Source organism: Piscinibacter sp. PDB5-1 (assembly GCF_056676035.1).
Genome location: NZ_JBWVZL010000005.1, coordinates 374,905 through 394,474 on the forward strand (window position 1 = coordinate 374,905; position 19,570 = coordinate 394,474).

Here is a 19,570-nt window from a genome sequence, read left to right on the forward strand (position 1 = left end):
GAACTTCGTGCCAATCTTCTGCCGACCGGCCGCGTTCGATGCCCACAAGCCGCCACAAGCGGGCGGCACTGCGGCACGATGGTGACCACACCGCCGACACCGATCCGAAGGAGGAACGCATGAGCCTCTCGTACATCACCCCCGGCCCCACCAGCCCCTGGCACACCTACCTGTCGCAGATCGACCGCGTGCTGCCCTACCTGGGCAAGCTGTCGCGCTACGCCGAGTCGCTGCGGCGGCCCAAGCGGGCCTTGATCGTGGACGTGCCCATCGAGTTGGACGACGGCCGCATCCGCCACTACGAGGGCTTTCGCGTGCAGCACAGCCTGACGCGCGGCCCCGGCAAGGGCGGCGTGCGCTACCACCCCGACGTGACGCTCGAAGAGGTCATGGCCCTGGCCGGCTGGATGACCATCAAGAACGCCGCCGTCAACCTGCCCTACGGCGGGGCCAAGGGTGGCATCCGCGTCGATCCGAAGCAGCTCTCGATGAAAGAGCTCGAACGCGTGACCCGCCGCTACACCAGCGAGATCGGTCTCATCATCGGCCCGCAGCGCGACATCCCGGCCCCCGATGTCAACACCGACGCGCAGATCATGGCGTGGATGATGGACACCTACTCGATGAACACCGGGTCCACCGCCACCGGCGTCGTGACCGGCAAGCCGGTGCACCTGGGCGGCTCGCTCGGGCGCGTGAAGGCCACCGGGCGCGGCGTGTTCGTCACCGGGCGCGAGGCGGCGCGGCGCATCGGCCTGCACCTCGACGGCGCGCGCATCGCCGTGCAGGGCTTCGGCAACGTGGGCAGCGCGGCGGCCGAACTCTTCGTCGGCGCGGGCGCGAAGATCGTCGCCGTGCAAGACCACACCGGCACCATCGCCAACGCGCAGGGCTTCGACATGACGCAGCTCATGCAATCGACCCGGCGCGAGCACCACGTGGGCGGTGTGCTCAGCTCGGGCGGCGAAGGCGAGGCCATCGCCAACGAAGACTTCTGGGGCGTGGACTGCGACATCCTGATTCCCGCCGCGCTCGAAGGGCAGATCACGGCCGAGCGGGCCGAGCGCATCCGCGCCAAGCTCGTGCTCGAAGGCGCCAACGGCCCCACGCTGCCCGAGGCCGACGACGTGCTCGCCGAACGGGGCGTGCTGGTCGTGCCCGACGTCATCTGCAACGCCGGCGGCGTGACGGTCAGCTACTTCGAGTGGGTGCAAGACTTCAGCAGCTTCTTCTGGAGCGAAGACGAGATCAACCTGCGGCTCGACAAGATCATGGTCGATGCGCTCAAGACCATCTGGGCCAAGGCCGACCAGCACGGCATGAGCCTGCGCACCGCGACCTTCGCGGTGGCCTGCGAACGCATCCTGATGGCGCGTGAAGAGCGGGGCCTGTATCCATGAGGGCGGTGCTGCTGACGGGCCTGCTGCTGGCGCTGTCCGGTGGGGCCGCCGCCGAATCGCTGCGCTGCAACGGCGTCACGTTGGCCGAAGGCGACAGCAAGCTGGCGGTGCTCAAGGCCTGCGGCGAGCCGCTGCTGAAAGACGCCTTCTGCCAGCCCGTGGTGGTGATCGTGCCGAGCCAGCCGGGCAGCACGACCATCCTGCACGGGCTGCCATGCCAGGTGGTCGATGAATGGCTGTACGACCGCGGGCCTGGCAACCTGTCGGTGACCGTGCGCTTCGAGGCGGGCCGGGTGCGGGCCATCCGCTACGGACAAGACGGCCGCTCGCCTTGAGGGGCCGGCCGTGCTGCGGGTTCGCGGCGATGGCGGGCGGGGGCCATGGGCCTAAAGTGCGCGGCGGCGGGGGTATGAATCGAACGAACGTGTGGGTGAGCACAAGGGGACGTGTGGCATGGCGGCAAATGGTGGGGTGAATCCAGTCGAGCAGTTGCGCGCGGGCCGGTGGACGCTGGCGGCCGGGCTGGTCGGGGCGGTGATCGCCGTTCCGGCCGTGCTGGGCAACAAGGCCGGCATCGCCGCGGTGGGCCTGGCACTGACCTGGCTGGCTGGGCTCTCGGGCCTCAGCCAGGTGGCGGGTGCGCTGGGCTGGGCGCCCTTGCTGAAGTACGCGGCCCTGGTCACCGCGCTGGTGCCGGGCCTCAACGTGCCGTTGATGGCGTGGGCGCTGTGGCGCGCGCACCAGGGCCAGGCCCGGCTCGAAACCGAGGCGCGGGTCGCCCGTGCCCGCGCCGTGCGCCGACCCGACCACGGCACGCTGCCGCCTTCGGCCCGGGGCGCCGCGCCGGCTGCGGCGCAGCCCGAGGCCGTGGCGGTGGCCCGCGCCATCGCCTGCGTGCGCATGGTCGGCATCGGCGAAACCCCCGAGGGCACGCTGATGGACGTGCGCATGCCCGGCGTGCCGCCCGACCAGGTGCCGGTGATGCGCGCCTGCAAGGGCCTGTTCGCCGTGGCCTACCGCGTCGAGACCGACATCAGCTTCGTGTGGGTCACCCGGCAGCAGATGAGCTCGGCCGGCCTCACGCTCGACCAGCTGCATGCGCTGGCGATCCGCAACCTCGAAGCGCGGGTGAAGCACAAGCCGGGGCTCCAGGTCATCACCGGCAAGAACGGCGCCAACATGCTGAAGATGGACGGCGAGCACGAGGCCAGCCTGGTGCTGCTCGACGAGTTGTGGGAGACCTCGCTGATCAAGCTGGTGCCCAACGGCGCGCTGGTGGTCATGCCCTCGCGCGACGTGTGCGGCTTTTGCGACCTGCGCTCGGCCGAAGGCGCCGACGCGCTGCGGGTGATGCTGCAGAAGGTGACGGCCACCGGCGGCTCGGGGCACCTGAGCACGCAGATGGTGGCGCGCCAGCACGGGCGCTGGCGGCTGATGGGCTGAGCGCGCCTGCGCAGGCGAGGGCGGTGCGGCCGTGCCTCAGAAGCTCAGTTGCACCGAATCGACCACGACCCCGGCAAACACCGCAAATCCCACCCAATGGTTCAGCCGGAAGGCGCGAAAGCACCCCTCGCGCGAACGCGTGCGGATCATCGTGAAGTGCCAGATCGCCTGGCCCCAGGCCACCGCCAAGCCGAGGAAGTAGGGCATGCCCCGGCCCAGCCACATGCCGGCCAGGCCCCAGTACACGACGAAGCCGAGGTAGAACAACATCACGCCGGTCACGTCGAAGCGGCCCAGCGTGATGGCCGAGGTCTTGATGCCGATCTTCAGGTCGTCGTCGCGGTCCACCATCGCGTACTCGGTGTCGTAGGCCAGCACCCACAGCAGGTTGCCCACCAGCAGCCACCAGGCGACCGGCGGCACCGTGCCCTGCACCGCTGAAAACGCCATCGGGATGCCGAAGCTGAAGGCCACGCCCAGCACCGCCTGCGGCATCGAGAAGAAGCGCTTGGTGAAGGGGTAGACGATGGCCACGGCCAGGGCCGCGAAGCTCCACGCGATGGTCGGCGCGTTGGTCGTCAGCACGAGGCCGAAGGCGGCCAGCGCCAGCGCCGCGCCGAACCCCAGCGCCTGCTTGACGCTGATCGCCCCGGTGGTCACCGGCCGCTGCGCGGTGCGCTTGACGTGCTTGTCGAAGTCGCGGTCGGCCACGTCGTTGACGGCACAGCCGGCACTGCGCATCAAGAGCGTGCCCAGCGCAAACACGATCAGCAGGTGCCAGCCCGGAAAGCCCCCCGCGGCCAGCCACAGCGCCGCGAGCGTGGGCCACAGCAGCAGGTAGGTGCCGGCCGGGCGGTCCCAGCGGATGAGGTCGAGGTACAGGGCCAGGCGGCCGCGCGGGGAAGTCACAGTGTTCACGGCGGGATTATCGGCAGCGGCTCGGCCTGGCAAGCCCGGCCCCTTAGAGTCGCCCGCCATGACTGCGCCCCACACCCTGGCCGCGACGGCCCACGCCCCGACCCCCGATGTGTCGTCGGCACGCCGCCAGGTGCTGCTGCTGGCGGCTGCGCAGGCCTTGTTCCAGACGCTGTCGGTGCTGGTCTTCACCGTGGGCGGCCTGGCCGGTGCGCAGGTCAGCGCCGACCCCGCCCTTGCCACCGCGCCACTGGCCACCTTGTTGTTCGGCACGGCGCTGGGCACCGTGCCGGCGTCGATGTGGATGGCGCGCGTCGGCCGCCGCCCGGGCTTCGTGCTCGGCGCGGCGCTGGGGGTGGCCGGTGCCGCGCTCGCGGCCCTGGCCGTGTGGTGGAACCTGCTCGTGCTGCTGTGCTTCGGCACCTTCCTGCTCGGCGGCTACCAGGCCTTTGCGCAGTTCTATCGCTTCGCGGCCGGCGAGGTCGCAGGCGATGCGCTGCGCGCGCGGGCCATTTCGTGGGTCATGGCCGGGGGCGTGGTGGCCGGGCTCGTGGGCCCGCCGCTCGGCCGGCTGGGGCATGGGCTCGCGCCAGTGGCTTACGTCGGCTCGTTCTTGCTGGCGGTGGCGGTGGCGCTCGTCGCGCTGCTGGTGTCCACGCGCCTGCACATCCCGCACGTGCCGGTGGCTGCGCGCGCGGGTGGTCGCTCGCTCGGGGCCATCGTCCGGCAGCCGGCCTACGCGGTGGCCTTGTTCGGCGCGGCCACCGGCTTCGGCGTGATGGTGCTGGCGATGACCGCCACGCCGCTGGCGATGGTGCACCACCACCACTCGCTGAACGAAGCGGCGGTGGTGATTCAGCTGCACGTGCTGGGCATGTTCGTGCCCTCGTTCTTCACCGGCTCGCTGATCGCCCGATTCGGCGTGCTGCAGGTGATGGGCGCGGGCGTGCTGCTGCTCGCCGCGCACGTGCTGGCCACGCTGACCGGCACGCTGGTGCCTTCGTTCGCGCTGGCGCTGGTGCTGCTGGGCGTGGGCTGGAACTTCCTCTACATCGGCGGCACGACCCTGCTCACGACCACCTACGCGCCCGAAGAGCGCGGCCGCGCGCAGGCCTTCAACGACCTGCTGGTGTTCGTCGTCGGCCTGCTGGGCTCGCTGAGCGCGGGCGCCTTGCTCAAGGCCGTCGGCTGGCAGGCGATGAACGTGCTGCTGCTGCCCTGGCTGGCCGCGGCCGCCGTGGCGCTGGCCGCGCTGGGCTGGCGCCAGCGGCGGGCCCAACGCGCCGGCTGAATCGCAAGCAGACCGCACAAAGCCCGCGACCGCGCAACGCGCGTAACGGCGCGCGTGTGGCTGAGCCTGGGCGGCCGTGCCCCTACGCCCTTCGGCCGCTGCCGCCCACGCGCCGCCACGCCGCGGTGCGCAAGCCCCCGCGCGATACAGGCGTTTACGCCCGCCGATGGCCCGCCGCCACAGTGCCGCCGGCCCGCAGCGCGCTTGTGCGCCGCGCACGACGACATTCACGGAGGACACCCCATGCGAACCCATCCCCATCGACTCAAGACTCGCCTGCTCAGCCTGGCGCTGGCCGCGGCCTTCGGCACGCTGGCCGCACCCACCCAGGCCTACACCGTCTCGGGCGGGCAGATCCACACCGACGCCGGCCAGCGCGTCACGCTCAAGGGCGTCAACTGGTTCGGCTTCGAGACCGAGACCCGCGTCGTGCACGGCCTGTGGGCGCGCAACTGGCGGCAGATGCTCGACCAGATGCAAAGCGCCGGCCTGAACGCCGTGCGTGTGCCCATCTGCCCCGGCGTGCTGCGCGGCGACCCGGTCAACTCGATCGACTACAGCCGCAACGCCGACCTGCAAGGCCTCAACAGCCTGCAGGTGCTCGACCGCCTGGTGGCCGAGCTCGACCGGCGCGGCATGCACGTGCTGATCGACCACCACCGACCCGATTGCGCCGCCATCTCGGAGCTTTGGTACACGCCCGGCTACCCCGAGTCGCAGTGGCTCGCCGACCTGCGTTTCATCGCCCAGCGCTACAAGGGCTACCGCGGCTTCCTGGGCATCGACCTCAAGAACGAACCGCACGGCGCGGCCACCTGGGGCACCGGCAACACCGCCACCGACTGGAACCTCGCCGCCGAGCGCGCCGCCGCCGTCGTGCTGGCCGAAGCGCCGAACGCACTGGTGTTCGTCGAAGGCATCGGCGCGCAGTCGTCGTGCGGCACCACGCCCGGTTGGTGGTGGGGCGGCAACCTCGAACCGCTGGCTTGCCGGCCGCTGAACATCCCGCGCAACCGCCTCGTGCTCGCGCCGCACGTCTATGGCCCCGACGTGGCCGCGCAGGACTACTTCAACGCACCCAACTACCCCGCCAACCTGCCCGCCGTGTGGGAGGCCCACTTCGGCCGCTTCTACAGCCAGGGCTACGCGATGGCCCTCGGCGAGACCGGCGGCAAGTACGGCAGCGGCCACCCGAAAGACAAGCCCTTCCAGGACACGCTCTTCGCCTGGCTCAAGCAGAAGGGTTTGACCAACGTCTTCTACTGGTCGTGGAACCCCAACAGCGGCGACACCGGCGGTCTGCTCAACGACGACTGGACCACGCTGCGGCAGGACAAGCTGGCCCTGCTGCGCACCTTGTGGGACGGCGTCGCGCCGGCACCATCCCCCGCACCCGCACCCGCACCCGCACCCGCACCCGCACCCGCACCCGCACCAGCACCAGCACCGGGCCTGAGCACCAGCGTCGTGAAGACCAACGACTGGGGCGGTGGGTATTGCGCCAACGTCAACGTGCGCAACGGCGGCGGCAGCGCGCAAACCTGGCGCATCGCCCTCGGCATCGAAGGCCGCGCCTACACGGTGTGGAACGCGGCCTGGTCCCAGCAAGGCGCGACGCTGACCGCCTCGGGCGTGGCCTGGAACGCCGTCGTGCAGCCGGGCGCCACGGCGCAGTTCGGCTTCTGCGCGAACCGCTGAGGGCCGAGCGCCTGGCCCCTCGCGGCGCGGGTGTTCAGGCGCCCGCGCCGCCCCAGTGTTCGGCCCAGGCGTACAGCGGCATCAGCGCCGCCAGCAGGTCTGCCCCCGCGCGGCTGAGCCGGTAGCCGCCTTCGGCGTGGTCCACCAGGCCCGCGTCGCGCAGCTCTTTCAGCCGGGTGTTGAGCAGGCTGGGGTTGGTGTCGGCCGCGTCCTGCAGGGCGCGGAAGGTCAGCGCCTCGTCGCGCAGCTCCCACAAGATGCGCAAGGCACCGCGCCGCCCCAGCAGGTCGAGCGCCACCATGATCGGGCGGCCGGTGTCGGAGCCGCGCACCTTCGTGCCGATGCGGGGAGAGGTCTTCATGCTTTACTTTTCATAGCGTCGGTCGCACACTGGTTGCTATGCAAATAGTAGCAAGGAGCCGACCCATGACCCCCGCACGCATCCCACCCGCGTCGGCGCCCTTCGCGCCGGCAATCCAGGCCGTGCTCGACCGGGTGATGCCGACCGGCATGCCGCCGCTGGCCCTGTTCACGACGCTGGCGCGCGACGAGCGCCTGTTCCAGAAGTTCTTCAACGCCTCGCTGCTAGACCCGGGGCACCTGACGCTGCGCCAGCGCGAGCTGGTCATCGACCGCGTCACCGCGCGTTGCGGCAGCGAGTACGAGTGGGGTGTGCATGTGGCTTTCTTCGCGCAGCGGGCGGGCTTCGATGCGGCCCAGGTCGCGTCGCTCGCGCAGGGTTCGGCCGACGACCCCTGCTGGGCCGACGCCGACGACCGCCTGCTCATCGACCTGTGCGATGCGCTGCACGACCGCTGCGACCTCGACGACGCGCTGTGGCAGCGCCTGCACGCCCGCTTCAGCGACGAGGCCGTGCTCGAGCTGCTGATGCTCGCCGGCTTCTACCGCACCGTCAGCACGCTGACCAACGCACTGCGTCTGCCGCTGGAGCCGATGGGCGCGCGCTTTCCTGCCGGGGCCGTCGCGCCGACTCAACGCGGCAAGGCCTCGCGCGAGGCCACCTCGCCGAGCGGCGTGTAGCGCATGCGGGTGTCGAAGCGGCCGTCGAGGTCGGTGTCCAGATCGGCTTGCTCGATGCGGCCGAAGCGCAGCGATTCTTCGCGCAGCGTGTGGCCGCTCGCGCGGTCGATGTAGCGGCGCGTTTCGGGCACGCCGCGCGCGTGGTGCTCGACGAGTTCGGCGTGCCCGTCGCCATCGGCGTCGATGTGAATGAACTCGAACTCACCGCGCCGCAGCGTGGCCGTCGTCTCGAAGCGGCCGTCGAAGTCGTCGTCCAGCTCGGTGTGTTGCGGCACGCCCTGTTCGTCGAAGCGGTCGATGCGGTCCACGCGCCCATCCAGGTTGCGGTCGGATTCGATCCGCAGCAGCCGCCCCGCCGGCGAATGGAACCAGCGCTGGTCGAGCACGCCGTCGCGGTTGTGGTCTACCCCGTCTTCGGTCAGTGGCGCCCGAAAGTACAGCGCCGTCGCCGCCATCCCGAGCAGCAGCCCCAGCACGCCCGCGAGCGCGACCCGGTGCTTCGCCTGCGAAGGCGCGGCGGGCCGGGATTCGTCGGGGCCCGCCGGGGCCTGCGTGGCCTCCCAGCGTTCGATGGCGGCCCGCGCCTGCGGCCAGTCGGCTTCGTCCACCACCACGCGCACCAGCCCGGCGGCCGGCAACTCGCCCATCGCCCCCTGCAGGTGTTCGCCCAGCACCTGCGCAGCGATGTGCTCCTGCTTGAGCAGGTGGCAGACCATGTGCGCCTCGATGGCGTTGGCAGCGTCGTAGACGGTCTTCATCGCGTCGCGGGCGGCGTGTCGCCGCCAGGTGGGGGTGCCGGCCAGTCTATGCGCTGCCACAGGGCCTGAAGCCGGCGTGCCTTGGCGGGGTTGAGCTGTGCGGCCCACTGGATGCGCCCGGCGAGGTGGGCCCGAAAGTCGGGGTGCTGCGCGTGGTTCTGTGTGTGCGGCCCGTGCAAGGCGCACTGGTGCAACACGGCACGCAAGCGGTCGAACTCGGCGCGGTCCAGGTTCGGCCGCTCGTTGACCACCACGCCGCAGACGCGCTGTGTGTGCGACCGGGGGGCGCAGTGGGTCTTGCGGTGGTTGAGCGCATACCCTTCTTCGAGCGCGATGCGCCCGACCCACGCTGCCACGCGCGGCATTGCCGAGCGCAGCGGGGCCGGGCCCGACAGCACCAGGTCGTCGGCATAACGCGAGTAGCGAGCGCCCAGCGTGTGGGCCAGGCCGTCGAGGCGCAGGTCGAGCGAAAACGCGCTCAGGTTGGCGAGCGCCGGTGAGGTCGGTGCGCCTTGCGCGAGGTGGGCGTGGCGCAGGCATGCGGCCTGGTGCCAATCGAGCCAGCCATCGGCGCGCAGGCGCTCGATCACCACCTCGGGCGTGCGCACCGTGCACAGCGCGGCCAGGTCGCGCGCGACGCCCGGTGGGTAGCCCAGGGTCTGAAAGATGGCGATGACCCGCGTCGCCGTGATGCTGTTGAAGAAGTTCTTCAGGTCGAAGCGCAGCACGACCTCTTGCTGCACGTGCTGCTGGGCGTGCGTCAGCACCGATCGCCCCGCGACGAAGCCGTGGCAGGCCTCGTGCACCGGCACCGCATCGAGCAGCCCGTGAAGGATTCGCGCCTGCACTGCCTTGAGCCGGGCGAGCGGTGCCTCGATCAAGCGCCCGCCCCCGTGGCGCTTGGGCTGCAGCAGAAAGCGGTGGTGCTGGGCGTGCAGGGGCGCGTTGCGCCGCCACACCGCACCGTCGGTGAACCAGCCCAGCGTGTCGAGGTCGATGCCCAGCCACTGCGCGAGGTCACCGCGGCCGTCGAGTCGGGGTCGCACGACGTGGTCCAGGCCCAGCGGCGCAGGGACCATGTGCGCAGGGGGCAGCCACCAGTGCCGCACGTAGGGCGGCTCGTCGTGGCGCAGCCAGTCGGCGAAGTGTTCGGACTGCACCAGACGCTCGGCGAGCGCATGGGGCGTCAGCGCGTCCCACCGGGCCGGCGATGCGGGTCGCACGTCGTCAAGCAGCGCCACCAGCCACTCGGGCGGCTTCTCGTGCCCCAAAGCCTGGGCCGCGCGGGCGTACAGGGCGGCCGGTTCGCGGCTACCCGCCAGCAACGCGTGGGCGAGACCGGTGGCGGTGAGGTGTCGGTAGCGGGCGGCGTGCATCGAAGGTGCGGCGCACACGCCAACCTGCCGGTCTCGCGTGAGGAGCCGTGCGCGCAGCGCACACCGCCCCACGCCATGCATGTGTGTGTCGAGGTTCAGCCGTGGGGGTGCCCCACAGCACGGTGTTCAGCGATCCGAAAACCCTGAAACCGTCTTGCTCTTGGCGCGTGGCCGCGGGCGGATCATAGCCAGCACCCTCGCGGCTTCGCGCGGCCGGCGCCTCAACCGTCCAGCTGCTTCTGGAACACCAGCCCCGCGTGCTCGCGCAGCGCGTGGAACTTGATCTTCGGCCAGTTCTCTTGCATCGCGCGCAGCTCGCCAGCGTATTCGAGCAGCACGCAGGGCGCGTTGACGGCGTCGAGCGCGACGCGGTGGTCGTTGCCGTCGATGAAGCGCTTCAGTTCGCGCTCGCCGCCGTCGGCCTCGTCGCAGGTCACCCAGCGGGCCACGTTGTAGCGGGCAGGCATCACGCGGGCCTTCACGCCGTATTCGTGTTCGAGCCGGTGCGCCACCACTTCGAACTGCAGCTGGCCGACGGCCCCGAGCAGCAGCATCGACCCGGCCACCGGGCGAAACACCTGGATCGCGCCTTCTTCGCCCAGCTGCGTCAAGCCCGCGCGCAGTTGCTTGGTCTTGAGCGGGTCGGCCACTTCGACGCTGCGAAACATCTCGGGCGCGAAGAAGGGCAGGCCGGTGAACTGCAACGACTCGCCTTCGGTGATGGTGTCACCCAGCTGCAGCACGCCGTGGTTGGGGATGCCGATGATGTCGCCGGCGAAGGCTTCGTCGAGCAGCTCGCGGCGCTGCGACAGGAAGCTCACCACCGAGTTGGGCCGCAGCTCCTTGCCCGAGCGCACCACCTTCAGCCGCATGCCGCGCTCGAAGTGGCCCGAGGCCACGCGCAGGAAGGCGATGCGGTCGCGGTGGGCCGGGTCCATGTTGGCCTGGATCTTGAAGACCACGCCGGTGAACTTTTTCTCATCGGGCTCGACGACACGCTGGATGGCCTGGCGGTTGCCCGGTGCGGGGGCCAGATCGACCAAGGCGTCGAGCACCTCTTGCACGCCGAAGTTGTTGACCGCCGAGCCGAAGAACATCGGCGTCTGCTTGCCCGCGAGGAAGGCGTCGCGGTCGAAGGGCGGTGCGGCGTCTTGCAGCAGGTCGAGTTCGTCTTTCGACTGCGCGTACTGCATGCCGAAGCGCTCGGGGTAGGCCGGGTTGTCGAGGCCGTCGAGAAACTCGACGCCGTTGTTGGCCTCGGCCCCGCCGAACAAACGCATGCGCTTTTCACGCAGGTCCATCACGCCGTGGAAGGCCTTGCCCATGCCGACCGGCCAGGTGAAAGGCACGACCTCCATGCCCAGCTCGCGCTCGATCTCGTCCATCAGCGCGAGCGGCTCCTGCACCTCGCGGTCCATCTTGTTGACGAAGGTGAGGATGGGTGTGTTGCGCGCGCGGCAGACCTGCAGCAGCCGGCGCGTCTGAGGTTCGACGCCGTTGGCCGCGTCGATCACCATCAGCGCCGCATCGACCGCCGTGAGCACGCGGTAGGTGTCTTCCGAGAAGTCCTGGTGGCCCGGGGTGTCGAGCAGGTTGATGACGCAGTCGCGGTACTCCATCTGCATCACGCTCGATGCGACCGAGATGCCGCGCTGCTTTTCGATCTCCATCCAGTCGGAGGTCGCATGCCGCGTGGCCTTGCGCGCCTTCACCGAGCCGGCGATCTGGATCGCGCCCGAGAACAGCAGCAGCTTCTCGGTCAGCGTGGTCTTGCCCGCGTCGGGGTGGGAAATGATGGCGAAGGTGCGGCGGCGGCGCACCTGCGGGGCGAGTTCGGTGGACATGGGGAAGAGCCTGCGGCGGGGCGCAAAACGGCCCCGCGTCGTCGAAACCGCGGATTATCGCGGGCCGACTGTTACGTGGGCGCGAGCCGGCAGCCGGCGAGCAGGCCGTCGCCCAGCCATTGCTGCAAGGCCTGCACCACGGCAAGCGGCGCCTCGTCGGGGCCGACCTGCGTGGCGGCCCGCTCGCACAGGGCCGCGAAGGGCTCGCCGGTGGCCACGGCCTGCAGCAGCCCGGCTTCGAGCGGCGAGGTGGCCGAACGCCAGCGGGTGTCGAGCGCTGGCCGCCAGGCGATCAGCAGGTGCTCGCCGGGCTCGGGGGCGCCTAGGGCGGGTTCGTCGCCTTCGGCCGCGGCGTGCAGGGCATGCCAGGCCGGGCCGATGCGCCAGGCGAGCGGCACGCGCTGCACGCTCGGGTGCAGGCTGAACACCAGCCGCGCCCAGTCGCCGGGGGCGATGCCGGCCAGCGCCGACGCGTCGAGCGGTTCGGCATCGGGCGCATCGAAGGCGGTGCGCAGCGCCCATTCCATGCGCGCCAGGTCGGTCATCGCGGGGTGCGGCACGAGGTCGTCGCGTGCCGCCATGAAGTCGGCCAACCCGTCGCCGAACCAGCGGATCGACGGGTGGTGCGAGGGCTGCACCTCGATGTACGCCAGCGCCAGCGCGTCGAAGGCCGCGTCGCCCATCAAGCGCGGCAGCACGCCGTAGTTGTCGCGCAGCGCGCCGATGAGGCGGGCGCGGTAGGCGTGCTGGTAGATGCGCAGCAGCGGCTCGTGTTGCGTGGGGTCGCGCAGCAAGGCCGCGTCGTCGTGGGCGTGCACGACGGCGTGGTGCAGGCGGCGCTGCTGGTCGGCGAGGGGCTCGGAGCTCATGGGCGTTGGGGGCGGCGGGGCTCGGGTTTTTCAACGCAAAGGCGCAAAGAACGCCAAGGGCGCCAAGGGAGTTCGACCTTGCGTTCCCTGCGCCTTTGCGCGTTCGGCATTGAACCGCTTGGCGAGGCGCGGGGCGCTGAGGTCGCGCTTCACACCACCTCCGCCAGCGCGTGGCGCAGGGCCCCGGCTTGCACCGTGCGCGCCCGGTCCAGCTCGGCCACCAGGTCATCCAACGCCGGGATGTGGTCGTCGCGTTCGATCATTGCGGGCACGGCACCCAGCCGCTGCGTCGTGTACGCGTACAAGTCCCACACCGCTTCGCATACCGGGTGGTCGTGCGTGTCGATCAGGTAGGTGCCATGGTCTTCGTGGCCGGCCAGGTGGATCTGCCGCACGCGTTCGCGGGGCATCGCGTCGATGAAGGCGCGCGCCTCGAAGCCGTGGTTCACGCTGCTGACGTAGACGTTGTTCACGTCGAGCAGCAACTCGCAGTCGGCGCGCTGCAGCAGTTCGGCGATGAACTGCCATTCGCTCATCTCGTCGCCAGCGAAGCTCACGTAGCTGGAGACGTTTTCGAGCACCAGCCGGCGGCCGAGCAGGTCTTGCACCTGCTGGATGCGCGGCACCAGGTGGCGCAGGGCCGCCTCGGTGTACGGCATCGGCATCAGGTCGTGCAGGTGGTGGCGGCCGATGCCCGTCCAGCACAGGTGGTCGGACACCCAGGCCGGCTCGACCCGCTGCACCAGCGCCTTCAGCGCGCGCAGGTAGGGCGCATCGAGCCGGTCGGTGCCGCCGATCGACAGGGACACGCCGTGCAGCACCATCGGGTAATCGCGCCGGATGCGGTCCAGAAAGTGCAGCGGCTTGCCGCCCGGCACCATGCAGTTCTCGCTGATGACCTCCAGCCAATCGACACGCCGGCGCGCTTCGCCGTCGGTCGCGGTGAAGTCGTGAAAGTGCTCGGGCCGCAGGCCCAGGCCGAAGCCTTCGACAGGTCGGTTCATCGCGGGTTTCGATCGAATGGCGCTGCACGGCAAACGGGCCAGGCCCGTCGCCGCGCAGCGTGTGGCTCGCCTTACTTGACCACCTTGCCGCCGGCCTTCATGCAGGCGTCGGCCGACTTGGTCGTGACCCAGCCCTGGCCTTTGCAGCTGTTGTGGCCCTTGCAGGCGCTGGAGGCGGTCTTGCACTCCGAGGTGCCCTTGCAGCTGTTGGTGCCGGCGCACTTCACGCCGCCATCGGCTGCGTGTGCGGGGGCGGTCACGGCCACGCCGGTGGCAAACAGGGCGGCAGCGGCCGAAGCCATGGCCAGACCGGACTTGAGGTTGTTCAGCATGAAGATCTCCTGGAAATGGGGTGATGAGAAGAAGAATGACCGTCGGCGACGGGTCATGCGAGGAGCCCTCGCCGGTGGCCCCGCCAGAGGCGAGGGCCGGTTCGTGCCGCGCAGAGGTGAATACGCAGGCTGCGGCGTTTTGGTTACGGCCGCGCACCCCAAGATGTAATCGTGTGTAAGGCGACGGCCTGCGCACGGGTGACGCGGCGGTGCATCCAAACGGGGCTCTGCGCTCGTCATCCAGGCAGGGCCCGACCGCCCGCCGACCCTGCCCGCCCATGTGTCCGACCCCCACCACGCCTTGCCCCGCCTGCACCAGACCCGCCGTGGCCCGGGCGCACGGGCGCGCGCCGCGCCTAAACTGGCCGCTTGCCCGCTTCGCCACCGCCGCACCGACGATGACCCCGGCCCCGGACCTGTCCGCGTTGAACCACCTGCTCAGCCGCATCGCCCTGCAAGACCGGGCCGCACTGCGCGAGTTGTACGAACGCACCGCGAGCCGCCTGCTGGCCGTGGCGCAGCGCATGCTTCACGACACTGGCGCGGCCGAAGACGTGTTGCAGGAAGTCTTCGTCACCGTGTGGTCGCGCGCCGGCCAGTACCCGGCGGTGCACTCGCACCCGATGGCCTGGCTGACCTCGATGGTGCGCAACCGCGCCATCGACCAGATGCGCAAGGCCAAGCCCGAAGTGCCGCTGCACTGGACCGGCGACGACGGTGAAGAGCACCAGCACGACATCGCCGACGAGAGCGCCACGCCCGTCGAACGCCTGATGGCCGCGCAGGCCGATGACCGCCTGGGCGACTGCATCGGCCAGCTCGACGCCGAGCCGCGCCTCGCGGTCATGCTGGCCTACTACGAAGGCCTCACGCATGCCGAACTGGCCGAGCGGCTGGCGCGGCCCCTGGGCACCATCAAGGCCTGGGTGCGGCGCAGCCTGTTGCGGCTGAAAGACTGCATGGGAGAGCCGGCATGAACTGGTACCGCTCGCCCGCCGTCATCGACCGACTCGCCGCCGGCTACGCGCTCGGTACCCTGCAGGGCCGTGCCCGTCGCCGCTTCGAGGCCGTGATGCGCCTGCACCCGGCCATCGCCCGGCAGGCCGCGCAGTGGGACGTGCGCCTGCAGCCAATGGCGCAGCGCGTGCCGCCCGTCGAGCCCAGCACCGATCTGTGGCATCGCATCGAACAACGCGCCTTCGGTGGCGCCCAGCCCGAGGCCGCCTCGCAGGCGAGCGAGCGTCGCCGTCCCGACGCCGACCACGCGCCGTGGTGGCGCAAGCTCTTCGCGCCCATCCCGGCCGGCGCGCTGGCCTTCGGGCTGCTGCTGGGCCTGCTGCCCACGCTCGTGCAACAGCCCCCCGGCAGCGCCCCGGGCCTGGTCGGCGAGACCCAGTTGCCCGAGAGCTACGTCGGCGTGCTGGCCAACCGCGCGGGCCAGACCGGCATGATCATCTCCAGCCAGCGCCATGGCCGCGTGCTCGACCTGAAGCAGCTGCAGCCGCTCTCGCTGGCCGCCGGCCAGACCCTGTTCATCTGGACAATCGACGCCACCGGCATCGTGCGCCCCATCGGCGCGGCCCCCAGCGGTGCGTTCGTGCATGTGGCCTTGCCGCAACCGGCCGAGCAGTTGTTCAACACCGCCGTCGAATTGGCCGTCTCGGTCGAAGTCGACGGCACGCCGCCCGCGGCCCCTGGCGGCCCCTTCGTCTACCGTGGCCTGTGCGGCAAGCTGTGGAAGGCGCCCCGGCCGGCCAGCGCGCCGCGCTGAACTGCCTCAACCGGGGCTTGCGGCGCCTTTGCGCGCAAAGCCCATGTACGACACGCCGAGCTGACGGCTCGGGCCCAGCACGACCGCGTCGCCGAACTGCGCGAAGCTGATGCGGCCCAGCCGCAGCCGCACGAACGCCGCCAGCGCCTTCAACGGGTTGCCCGTCGGGGCCAGGCCCTTGAACTCGGGCGCGACCAGGCCCTGGCGCGCGAAGCTGTCGCGCAACTCTTGCGGGCGGATGAACTGGTGCCACACGTGCACGTCGCGCGGAATGAAACGCGTCGGTGCCCAGTCCTGCGCGAGCTTGATCGCGAGCAGGTGGCTCAGCCACGTGCGGTTGATGGTGTCGAAGAAGAACACGCCACCCGGCTTGAGCACGCGGGCGATCTCGGCGACGACGCGGTCCACGTCGTCCACGTGCTCCAGCACGTCGCAGCAGCACACGACGTCGAAGCTCGCGTCGGCGAAGGGCAGCGTCTGCGCGTCACCCTGGCGGTAGTCGATCGACAGGCCGGTGGCGCGTGCATGCTCGCGGGCCGCCATCAGCGGCGTGGGCGACCGGTCGAGGCCGGTCACCTGGCAGCCCAACTGCGCGAATCGCTCCGACAACAGGCCGCCGCCGCAGCCCACGTCGAGCACCTGCAGGCCTTGCGGCGCGCGGCCCAACCGCTGCACCAGCGCCTCGCGGAAGTAAGCAAAGCGCGCCGGGTTGATCGCGGTGCGCAGCAGCGCCATGAACGAATCGTCGCCCCACCACTCGGTGTGCAGGCGGTCGTAGATGGCGTTGTCGATCAGGGCAGGCATGGCGTTCCTTTCAGCGTGCGATCAGCGAGTGGTGCGGCGGGCCTTGGCGAGCGCGGCGCTTTCTTTCTTGAGCGGGCCACCGACCGGGCAGAAGCTCGCCAGGTGCTTGTGCAGCACGCCCATCAGGTTGTCGTGCGCGAGGCTGTAGTGCACGAACTGGCCGCGCTTCTCGCTCTTCACGAGGCCGGCGTTCTCGAGGATCTTCAGGTGCTTCGAGAGCGAGGGCTTGGTCATCTCGAAACGCTCGGCGATCTCGCCGGCGGTGAGCGAGGCTTCGGACAGGTAGGCGAGGATTTTTCGGCGCGGCGTCGAGGCGAGCGCGGCGAAGACGTTGTCGGAATCCATGGGTGGCCAGTTCACGAAATGTTGGTTAAGTATTTTGCTAATTAGCTAATTGGTGTGTAGAGTATCACGGCAGCTCGTCGCTGCACAGCACCCGATCGGCACCCCGCTCGATGCTTTTATGCCGAGGTTCGCACCATGAAGAAAACCCCTGTGGCCCCCACCCCGCCCGACGACGTCTGGCTGGTCTACGACGACGAATGCCCGCTGTGCCGCAACTACTGCCAGGTCGTGCGCCTGCGCGAGGCCGTGGGCACCTTGCACTTGGTGGACGCGCGCCATCCCGGCCCGTTGATGGACGAGATCACCGCCGCCGGGCTCGACATCGACCAGGGCATGGTGCTCAAGTGGAAGGGCGTCACCTACTACGGCGCCGATGCGATCCACATGCTCAGCTTGCTCAGCACGCGCACGGGCTGGTTCAACCGCGTGAGCTTTCTCTTCTTCGGCACGCGGCTCGGTGCGCGGGTTTTCTACCCGCTGGGCAAGGCCTTCCGCAACCTGGTGCTCAAGCTGCTGGGCATCCGCTACATCGACAACCTGGGGCGCGCGGCCGCCCAGGCCGCCGCGCGCGAGGCTTCGGCGGCCAAGGGCTGACCCCCGCATCGCTACGATGCGCGAATCCTGGTGAATGAACGCGAGGCTTTCGCGCCCGCACCCCGCCCATGAAAGCAGCTGCCCGCCAGTTCGCCCTCGCGGCCCATGCCGACCAGCGCTACGGCACCCACCCGTACGCACACCACCTCGACGCCGTGGCGGCGATCGCCGCGCCGTATGGCGACGAGGCCGTGGTCGTTGCCTACCTGCACGACACCGCCGAAGACACGCCCGTCACGCTGGCGCAGATCGAGGCCGAGTTCGGCCCGCGCGTCGCCCGCTGCGTCGCCCTGCTGACCGATGCGCCGGGTGCCAACCGCAAAGAGCGCAAGGCGCTGACCTACGCCAAGCTCGCGCAGGTCACAGGCGACGAAGAACTGGCCCTGTGCGTCAAGGCGGCCGACCGCCTCGCCAACGTGCGCGCCTGCGTGGCCGATGGCGAACGGCGGCTCTGGCAGCTCTACCGCGACGAGCACCCAAGCTTTCGCGCCGCGGCGTTTCGCCCCGGGCAGTGCGATGCGCTGTGGGGCGAGCTGGATCGCCTGTTGACGGGCGACGGCCCGGCAGGGCCCGCCCCATGAACACTGACCCGCTCGCGACCCCCGAAGCGCGCCGCACCCGCCGCGCCGAGGTCGTGGCCGCGCTCACGCCGCTCGTGCCGGCGCACGCCCTGCTGTGGCACCGCGAAGAGACCATCCCGTATGAATGCGATGGGCTCACCGCCTACCGCGAGCAGCCCCTGGTGGTGGTGTTGCCCGAGACCGAAGCGCAGGTGGCCGCCGTGCTGCGCACCTGCCACGCGATGCAGGTGCCGGTGGTCGCGCGGGGCGCTGGCACGGGCCTGAGCGGCGGGGCCTTGCCGCACGCGCTGGGGGTGACGCTGAGCCTGGCGAAGTTCAACCGCATCGTGGCGCTCGACCCGCTGGCGCGCACGGCCACCGTGCAGTGCGGCGTGCGCAACCTGGCCATCAGCGAGGCGGCGGCGCCGCACGGGCTGTACTACGCGCCCGACCCGTCGAGCCAGATCGCCTGCACCATCGGCGGCAACGTGGCCGAGAACTCCGGCGGCGTGCATTGCCTCAAGTACGGCCTGACGCTGCACAACGTGCTGCGCGTGCGCGGTTTTCTGGCCGATGGCGAGCCGGTGGAGTTCGGCAGCGAAGCGCTCGACGTGGCCGGGCTCGGCCTGCTGTCGGTGGTGGTTGGCAGCGAAGGCATGCTGGCCGTGGTCACCGAAGTGACGGTCAAGCTGGTGCCCCAGCCGCAACTTGCGCGCTGCATCATGGCGAGCTTCGACGACATCCGAAAAGCCGGCGATGCGGTCGCGGCGGTCATCGCGGCCGGCATCATCCCGGCGGGTCTTGAGATGCTCGACAAGCCCATGACCGCGGCCGTCGAAGACTTCGTGCACGCGGGCTATGACCTCGGTGCCGAAGCCATCTTGCTGTGCGAAAGCGACGGCACGCCCGAAGAGGTGGCCGAAGAAATCGCTCGCATGACCGAGGTGCTGGTGGGCGCCGGCGCCTCGCGCGTCGAGGTGAGCCGCGACGAGGCGCAGCGCGTGCGCTTCTGGAGCGGGCGCAAGAACGCCTTTCCGGCCAGCGGCCGCATCAGCCCCGACTACATGTGCATGGACTCGACCATCCCGCGCAAGCGGCTGGCCGACATCCTGCTCGCCATCGCCGAGATGGAGAAGAAATACGGCCTGCGCTGTGCGAACGTCTTCCATGCGGGCGACGGCAACCTGCACCCGCTGATCCTGTACGACGCGAACGACCCCGACCAGCTGCGCCGCTGCGAGCTGTTCGGCGCCGACATCCTGGAGACCAGCGTCGCGATGGGCGGCACGGTGACCGGCGAACACGGTGTGGGCGTCGAGAAGCTCTCGTCGATGTGCGTGCAGTTCAGCGACGCCGAACGCGAGCAGATGGTGGCGCTCAAGAGGGCCTTCGACCCGGGGGGCACGCTGAACCCCGGCAAGGTGATTCCGACCCTGCACCGCTGCGCCGAATACGGCCGCGAGCACGTCAAGCGCGGGGTCGTGCGGGCCTTTGCGGAGCTGCCGCGCTTCTGAGGGTCTCTGAG

General features: G+C 70.4%; 21 protein-coding genes. 11 read left to right on the top strand and 10 right to left on the bottom strand.

The window, feature by feature from the left end; translation table 11 throughout:
* The first annotated feature begins 119 nt into the window (after positions 1-119).
* The 3 genes from AC1KAT_RS20620 (at position 120) to AC1KAT_RS20630 (ending at position 2,843) form a co-directional block, all read left to right on the top strand.
* Positions 120-1,400 (top strand): Glu/Leu/Phe/Val family dehydrogenase, encoded by a 1,281-nt coding sequence (locus AC1KAT_RS20620; RefSeq protein WP_480328916.1) that lies wholly within the window; start codon positions 120-122, stop codon positions 1,398-1,400.
* Positions 1,397-1,735 carry a DUF2845 domain-containing protein gene (locus AC1KAT_RS20625; protein WP_480328918.1) on the top strand — a complete coding sequence of 113 codons (339 nt, stop codon included), beginning with the start codon at positions 1,397-1,399 and terminating at the stop codon, positions 1,733-1,735. The genes AC1KAT_RS20620 and AC1KAT_RS20625 overlap by 4 nt, the downstream gene beginning before the upstream one ends.
* Before the next feature lie 118 nt (positions 1,736-1,853).
* Positions 1,854-2,843, top strand: a complete 990-nt coding sequence (locus tag AC1KAT_RS20630) for a DUF1444 domain-containing protein (RefSeq protein WP_480328920.1) — start codon at positions 1,854-1,856, stop codon at positions 2,841-2,843.
* Between the two features lie 36 nt (positions 2,844-2,879).
* On the opposite strand, the gene ubiA is transcribed toward AC1KAT_RS20630, so the two are convergent.
* Positions 2,880-3,761, bottom strand: coding sequence for a 4-hydroxybenzoate octaprenyltransferase (gene ubiA, locus AC1KAT_RS20635; protein WP_480328922.1), 882 nt, complete (start codon positions 3,759-3,761; stop codon positions 2,880-2,882).
* A 58-nt stretch (positions 3,762-3,819) separates the two neighbouring features.
* On the opposite strand from ubiA, the gene AC1KAT_RS20640 reads away from it, so the two are divergent.
* Positions 3,820-5,049, top strand: coding sequence for an MFS transporter (locus tag AC1KAT_RS20640; protein WP_480328924.1), 1,230 nt, complete (start codon positions 3,820-3,822; stop codon positions 5,047-5,049).
* Positions 5,050-5,292: 243 nt separating this feature from the next.
* On the top strand, positions 5,293-6,747 hold the full coding sequence (locus tag AC1KAT_RS20645) for a cellulase family glycosylhydrolase (RefSeq protein ID WP_480328926.1): 1,455 nt from the start codon (positions 5,293-5,295) through the stop codon (positions 6,745-6,747).
* A gap of 34 nt (positions 6,748-6,781) precedes the next feature.
* On the opposite strand, the gene AC1KAT_RS20650 is transcribed toward AC1KAT_RS20645, so the two are convergent.
* A complete protein-coding gene (locus AC1KAT_RS20650; RefSeq protein ID WP_480328928.1) occupies positions 6,782-7,108 on the bottom strand; it encodes a winged helix-turn-helix transcriptional regulator in 327 nt (108 codons plus the stop codon).
* A gap of 65 nt (positions 7,109-7,173) precedes the next feature.
* On the opposite strand from AC1KAT_RS20650, the gene AC1KAT_RS20655 reads away from it, so the two are divergent.
* Positions 7,174-7,788, top strand: a complete 615-nt coding sequence (locus AC1KAT_RS20655) for a carboxymuconolactone decarboxylase family protein (RefSeq protein WP_480328930.1) — start codon at positions 7,174-7,176, stop codon at positions 7,786-7,788.
* Here AC1KAT_RS20655 and AC1KAT_RS20660 read toward each other — a convergent pair.
* The 6 genes from AC1KAT_RS20660 to bufA2 all read right to left on the bottom strand — a co-directional run bounded on the left by AC1KAT_RS20660 (position 7,740) and on the right by bufA2 (position 13,971).
* A complete protein-coding gene (locus AC1KAT_RS20660) occupies positions 7,740-8,546 on the bottom strand; it encodes a putative signal transducing protein (protein ID WP_480328932.1) in 807 nt (268 codons plus the stop codon). The genes AC1KAT_RS20655 and AC1KAT_RS20660 overlap by 49 nt on opposite strands.
* Positions 8,543-9,922 carry a reverse transcriptase family protein gene (locus AC1KAT_RS20665; RefSeq protein WP_480328934.1) on the bottom strand — a complete coding sequence of 460 codons (1,380 nt, stop codon included), beginning with the start codon at positions 9,920-9,922 and terminating at the stop codon, positions 8,543-8,545. Before AC1KAT_RS20665 ends, AC1KAT_RS20660 begins: the two co-directional genes overlap by 4 nt.
* A gap of 221 nt (positions 9,923-10,143) precedes the next feature.
* Entirely contained in the window at positions 10,144-11,766 is a 1,623-nt protein-coding gene (locus AC1KAT_RS20670; RefSeq protein WP_480328936.1) for a peptide chain release factor 3, read from the bottom strand.
* A gap of 71 nt (positions 11,767-11,837) precedes the next feature.
* On the bottom strand, positions 11,838-12,635 hold the full coding sequence (locus tag AC1KAT_RS20675; protein ID WP_480328938.1) for an HvfC/BufC family peptide modification chaperone: 798 nt from the start codon (positions 12,633-12,635) through the stop codon (positions 11,838-11,840).
* 149 nt (positions 12,636-12,784) lie between these two features.
* Positions 12,785-13,639 (bottom strand): MNIO family bufferin maturase, encoded by an 855-nt coding sequence (gene bufB, locus AC1KAT_RS20680; RefSeq protein WP_480328940.1) that lies wholly within the window; start codon positions 13,637-13,639, stop codon positions 12,785-12,787.
* A gap of 71 nt (positions 13,640-13,710) precedes the next feature.
* Positions 13,711-13,971 (bottom strand): BufA2 family periplasmic bufferin-type metallophore, encoded by a 261-nt coding sequence (bufA2, locus tag AC1KAT_RS20685; RefSeq protein ID WP_480328942.1) that lies wholly within the window; start codon positions 13,969-13,971, stop codon positions 13,711-13,713.
* A 398-nt stretch (positions 13,972-14,369) separates the two neighbouring features.
* On the opposite strand from bufA2, the gene AC1KAT_RS20690 reads away from it, so the two are divergent.
* Positions 14,370-14,948: a sigma-70 family RNA polymerase sigma factor gene (locus tag AC1KAT_RS20690; RefSeq protein WP_480328944.1), complete on the top strand. Its 579-nt coding sequence runs from the start codon at positions 14,370-14,372 to the stop codon at positions 14,946-14,948.
* On the top strand, positions 14,945-15,742 hold the full coding sequence (locus AC1KAT_RS20695) for an anti-sigma factor (protein WP_480328946.1): 798 nt from the start codon (positions 14,945-14,947) through the stop codon (positions 15,740-15,742). The genes AC1KAT_RS20690 and AC1KAT_RS20695 overlap by 4 nt, the downstream gene beginning before the upstream one ends.
* Positions 15,743-15,748: 6 nt before the next feature.
* Here the strand turns inward: AC1KAT_RS20695 and ubiG are convergent, their stop codons facing one another.
* Positions 15,749-16,546: a bifunctional 2-polyprenyl-6-hydroxyphenol methylase/3-demethylubiquinol 3-O-methyltransferase UbiG gene (gene ubiG, locus AC1KAT_RS20700; protein WP_480328948.1), complete on the bottom strand. Its 798-nt coding sequence runs from the start codon at positions 16,544-16,546 to the stop codon at positions 15,749-15,751.
* Positions 16,547-16,567: 21 nt separating this feature from the next.
* Positions 16,568-16,891 carry a metalloregulator ArsR/SmtB family transcription factor gene (locus AC1KAT_RS20705; RefSeq protein WP_480328950.1) on the bottom strand — a complete coding sequence of 108 codons (324 nt, stop codon included), beginning with the start codon at positions 16,889-16,891 and terminating at the stop codon, positions 16,568-16,570.
* A gap of 135 nt (positions 16,892-17,026) precedes the next feature.
* On the opposite strand from AC1KAT_RS20705, the gene AC1KAT_RS20710 reads away from it, so the two are divergent.
* The 3 genes from AC1KAT_RS20710 to AC1KAT_RS20720 all read left to right on the top strand — a co-directional run bounded on the left by AC1KAT_RS20710 (position 17,027) and on the right by AC1KAT_RS20720 (position 19,559).
* Positions 17,027-17,485: a DCC1-like thiol-disulfide oxidoreductase family protein gene (locus AC1KAT_RS20710; RefSeq protein ID WP_480328952.1), complete on the top strand. Its 459-nt coding sequence runs from the start codon at positions 17,027-17,029 to the stop codon at positions 17,483-17,485.
* 68 nt (positions 17,486-17,553) lie between these two features.
* Entirely contained in the window at positions 17,554-18,066 is a 513-nt protein-coding gene (locus AC1KAT_RS20715) for an HD domain-containing protein (protein WP_480328954.1), read from the top strand.
* On the top strand, positions 18,063-19,559 hold the full coding sequence (locus AC1KAT_RS20720) for an FAD-linked oxidase C-terminal domain-containing protein (RefSeq protein ID WP_480328956.1): 1,497 nt from the start codon (positions 18,063-18,065) through the stop codon (positions 19,557-19,559). Before AC1KAT_RS20715 ends, AC1KAT_RS20720 begins: the two co-directional genes overlap by 4 nt.
* Positions 19,560-19,570: the final 11 nt, after the last annotated feature.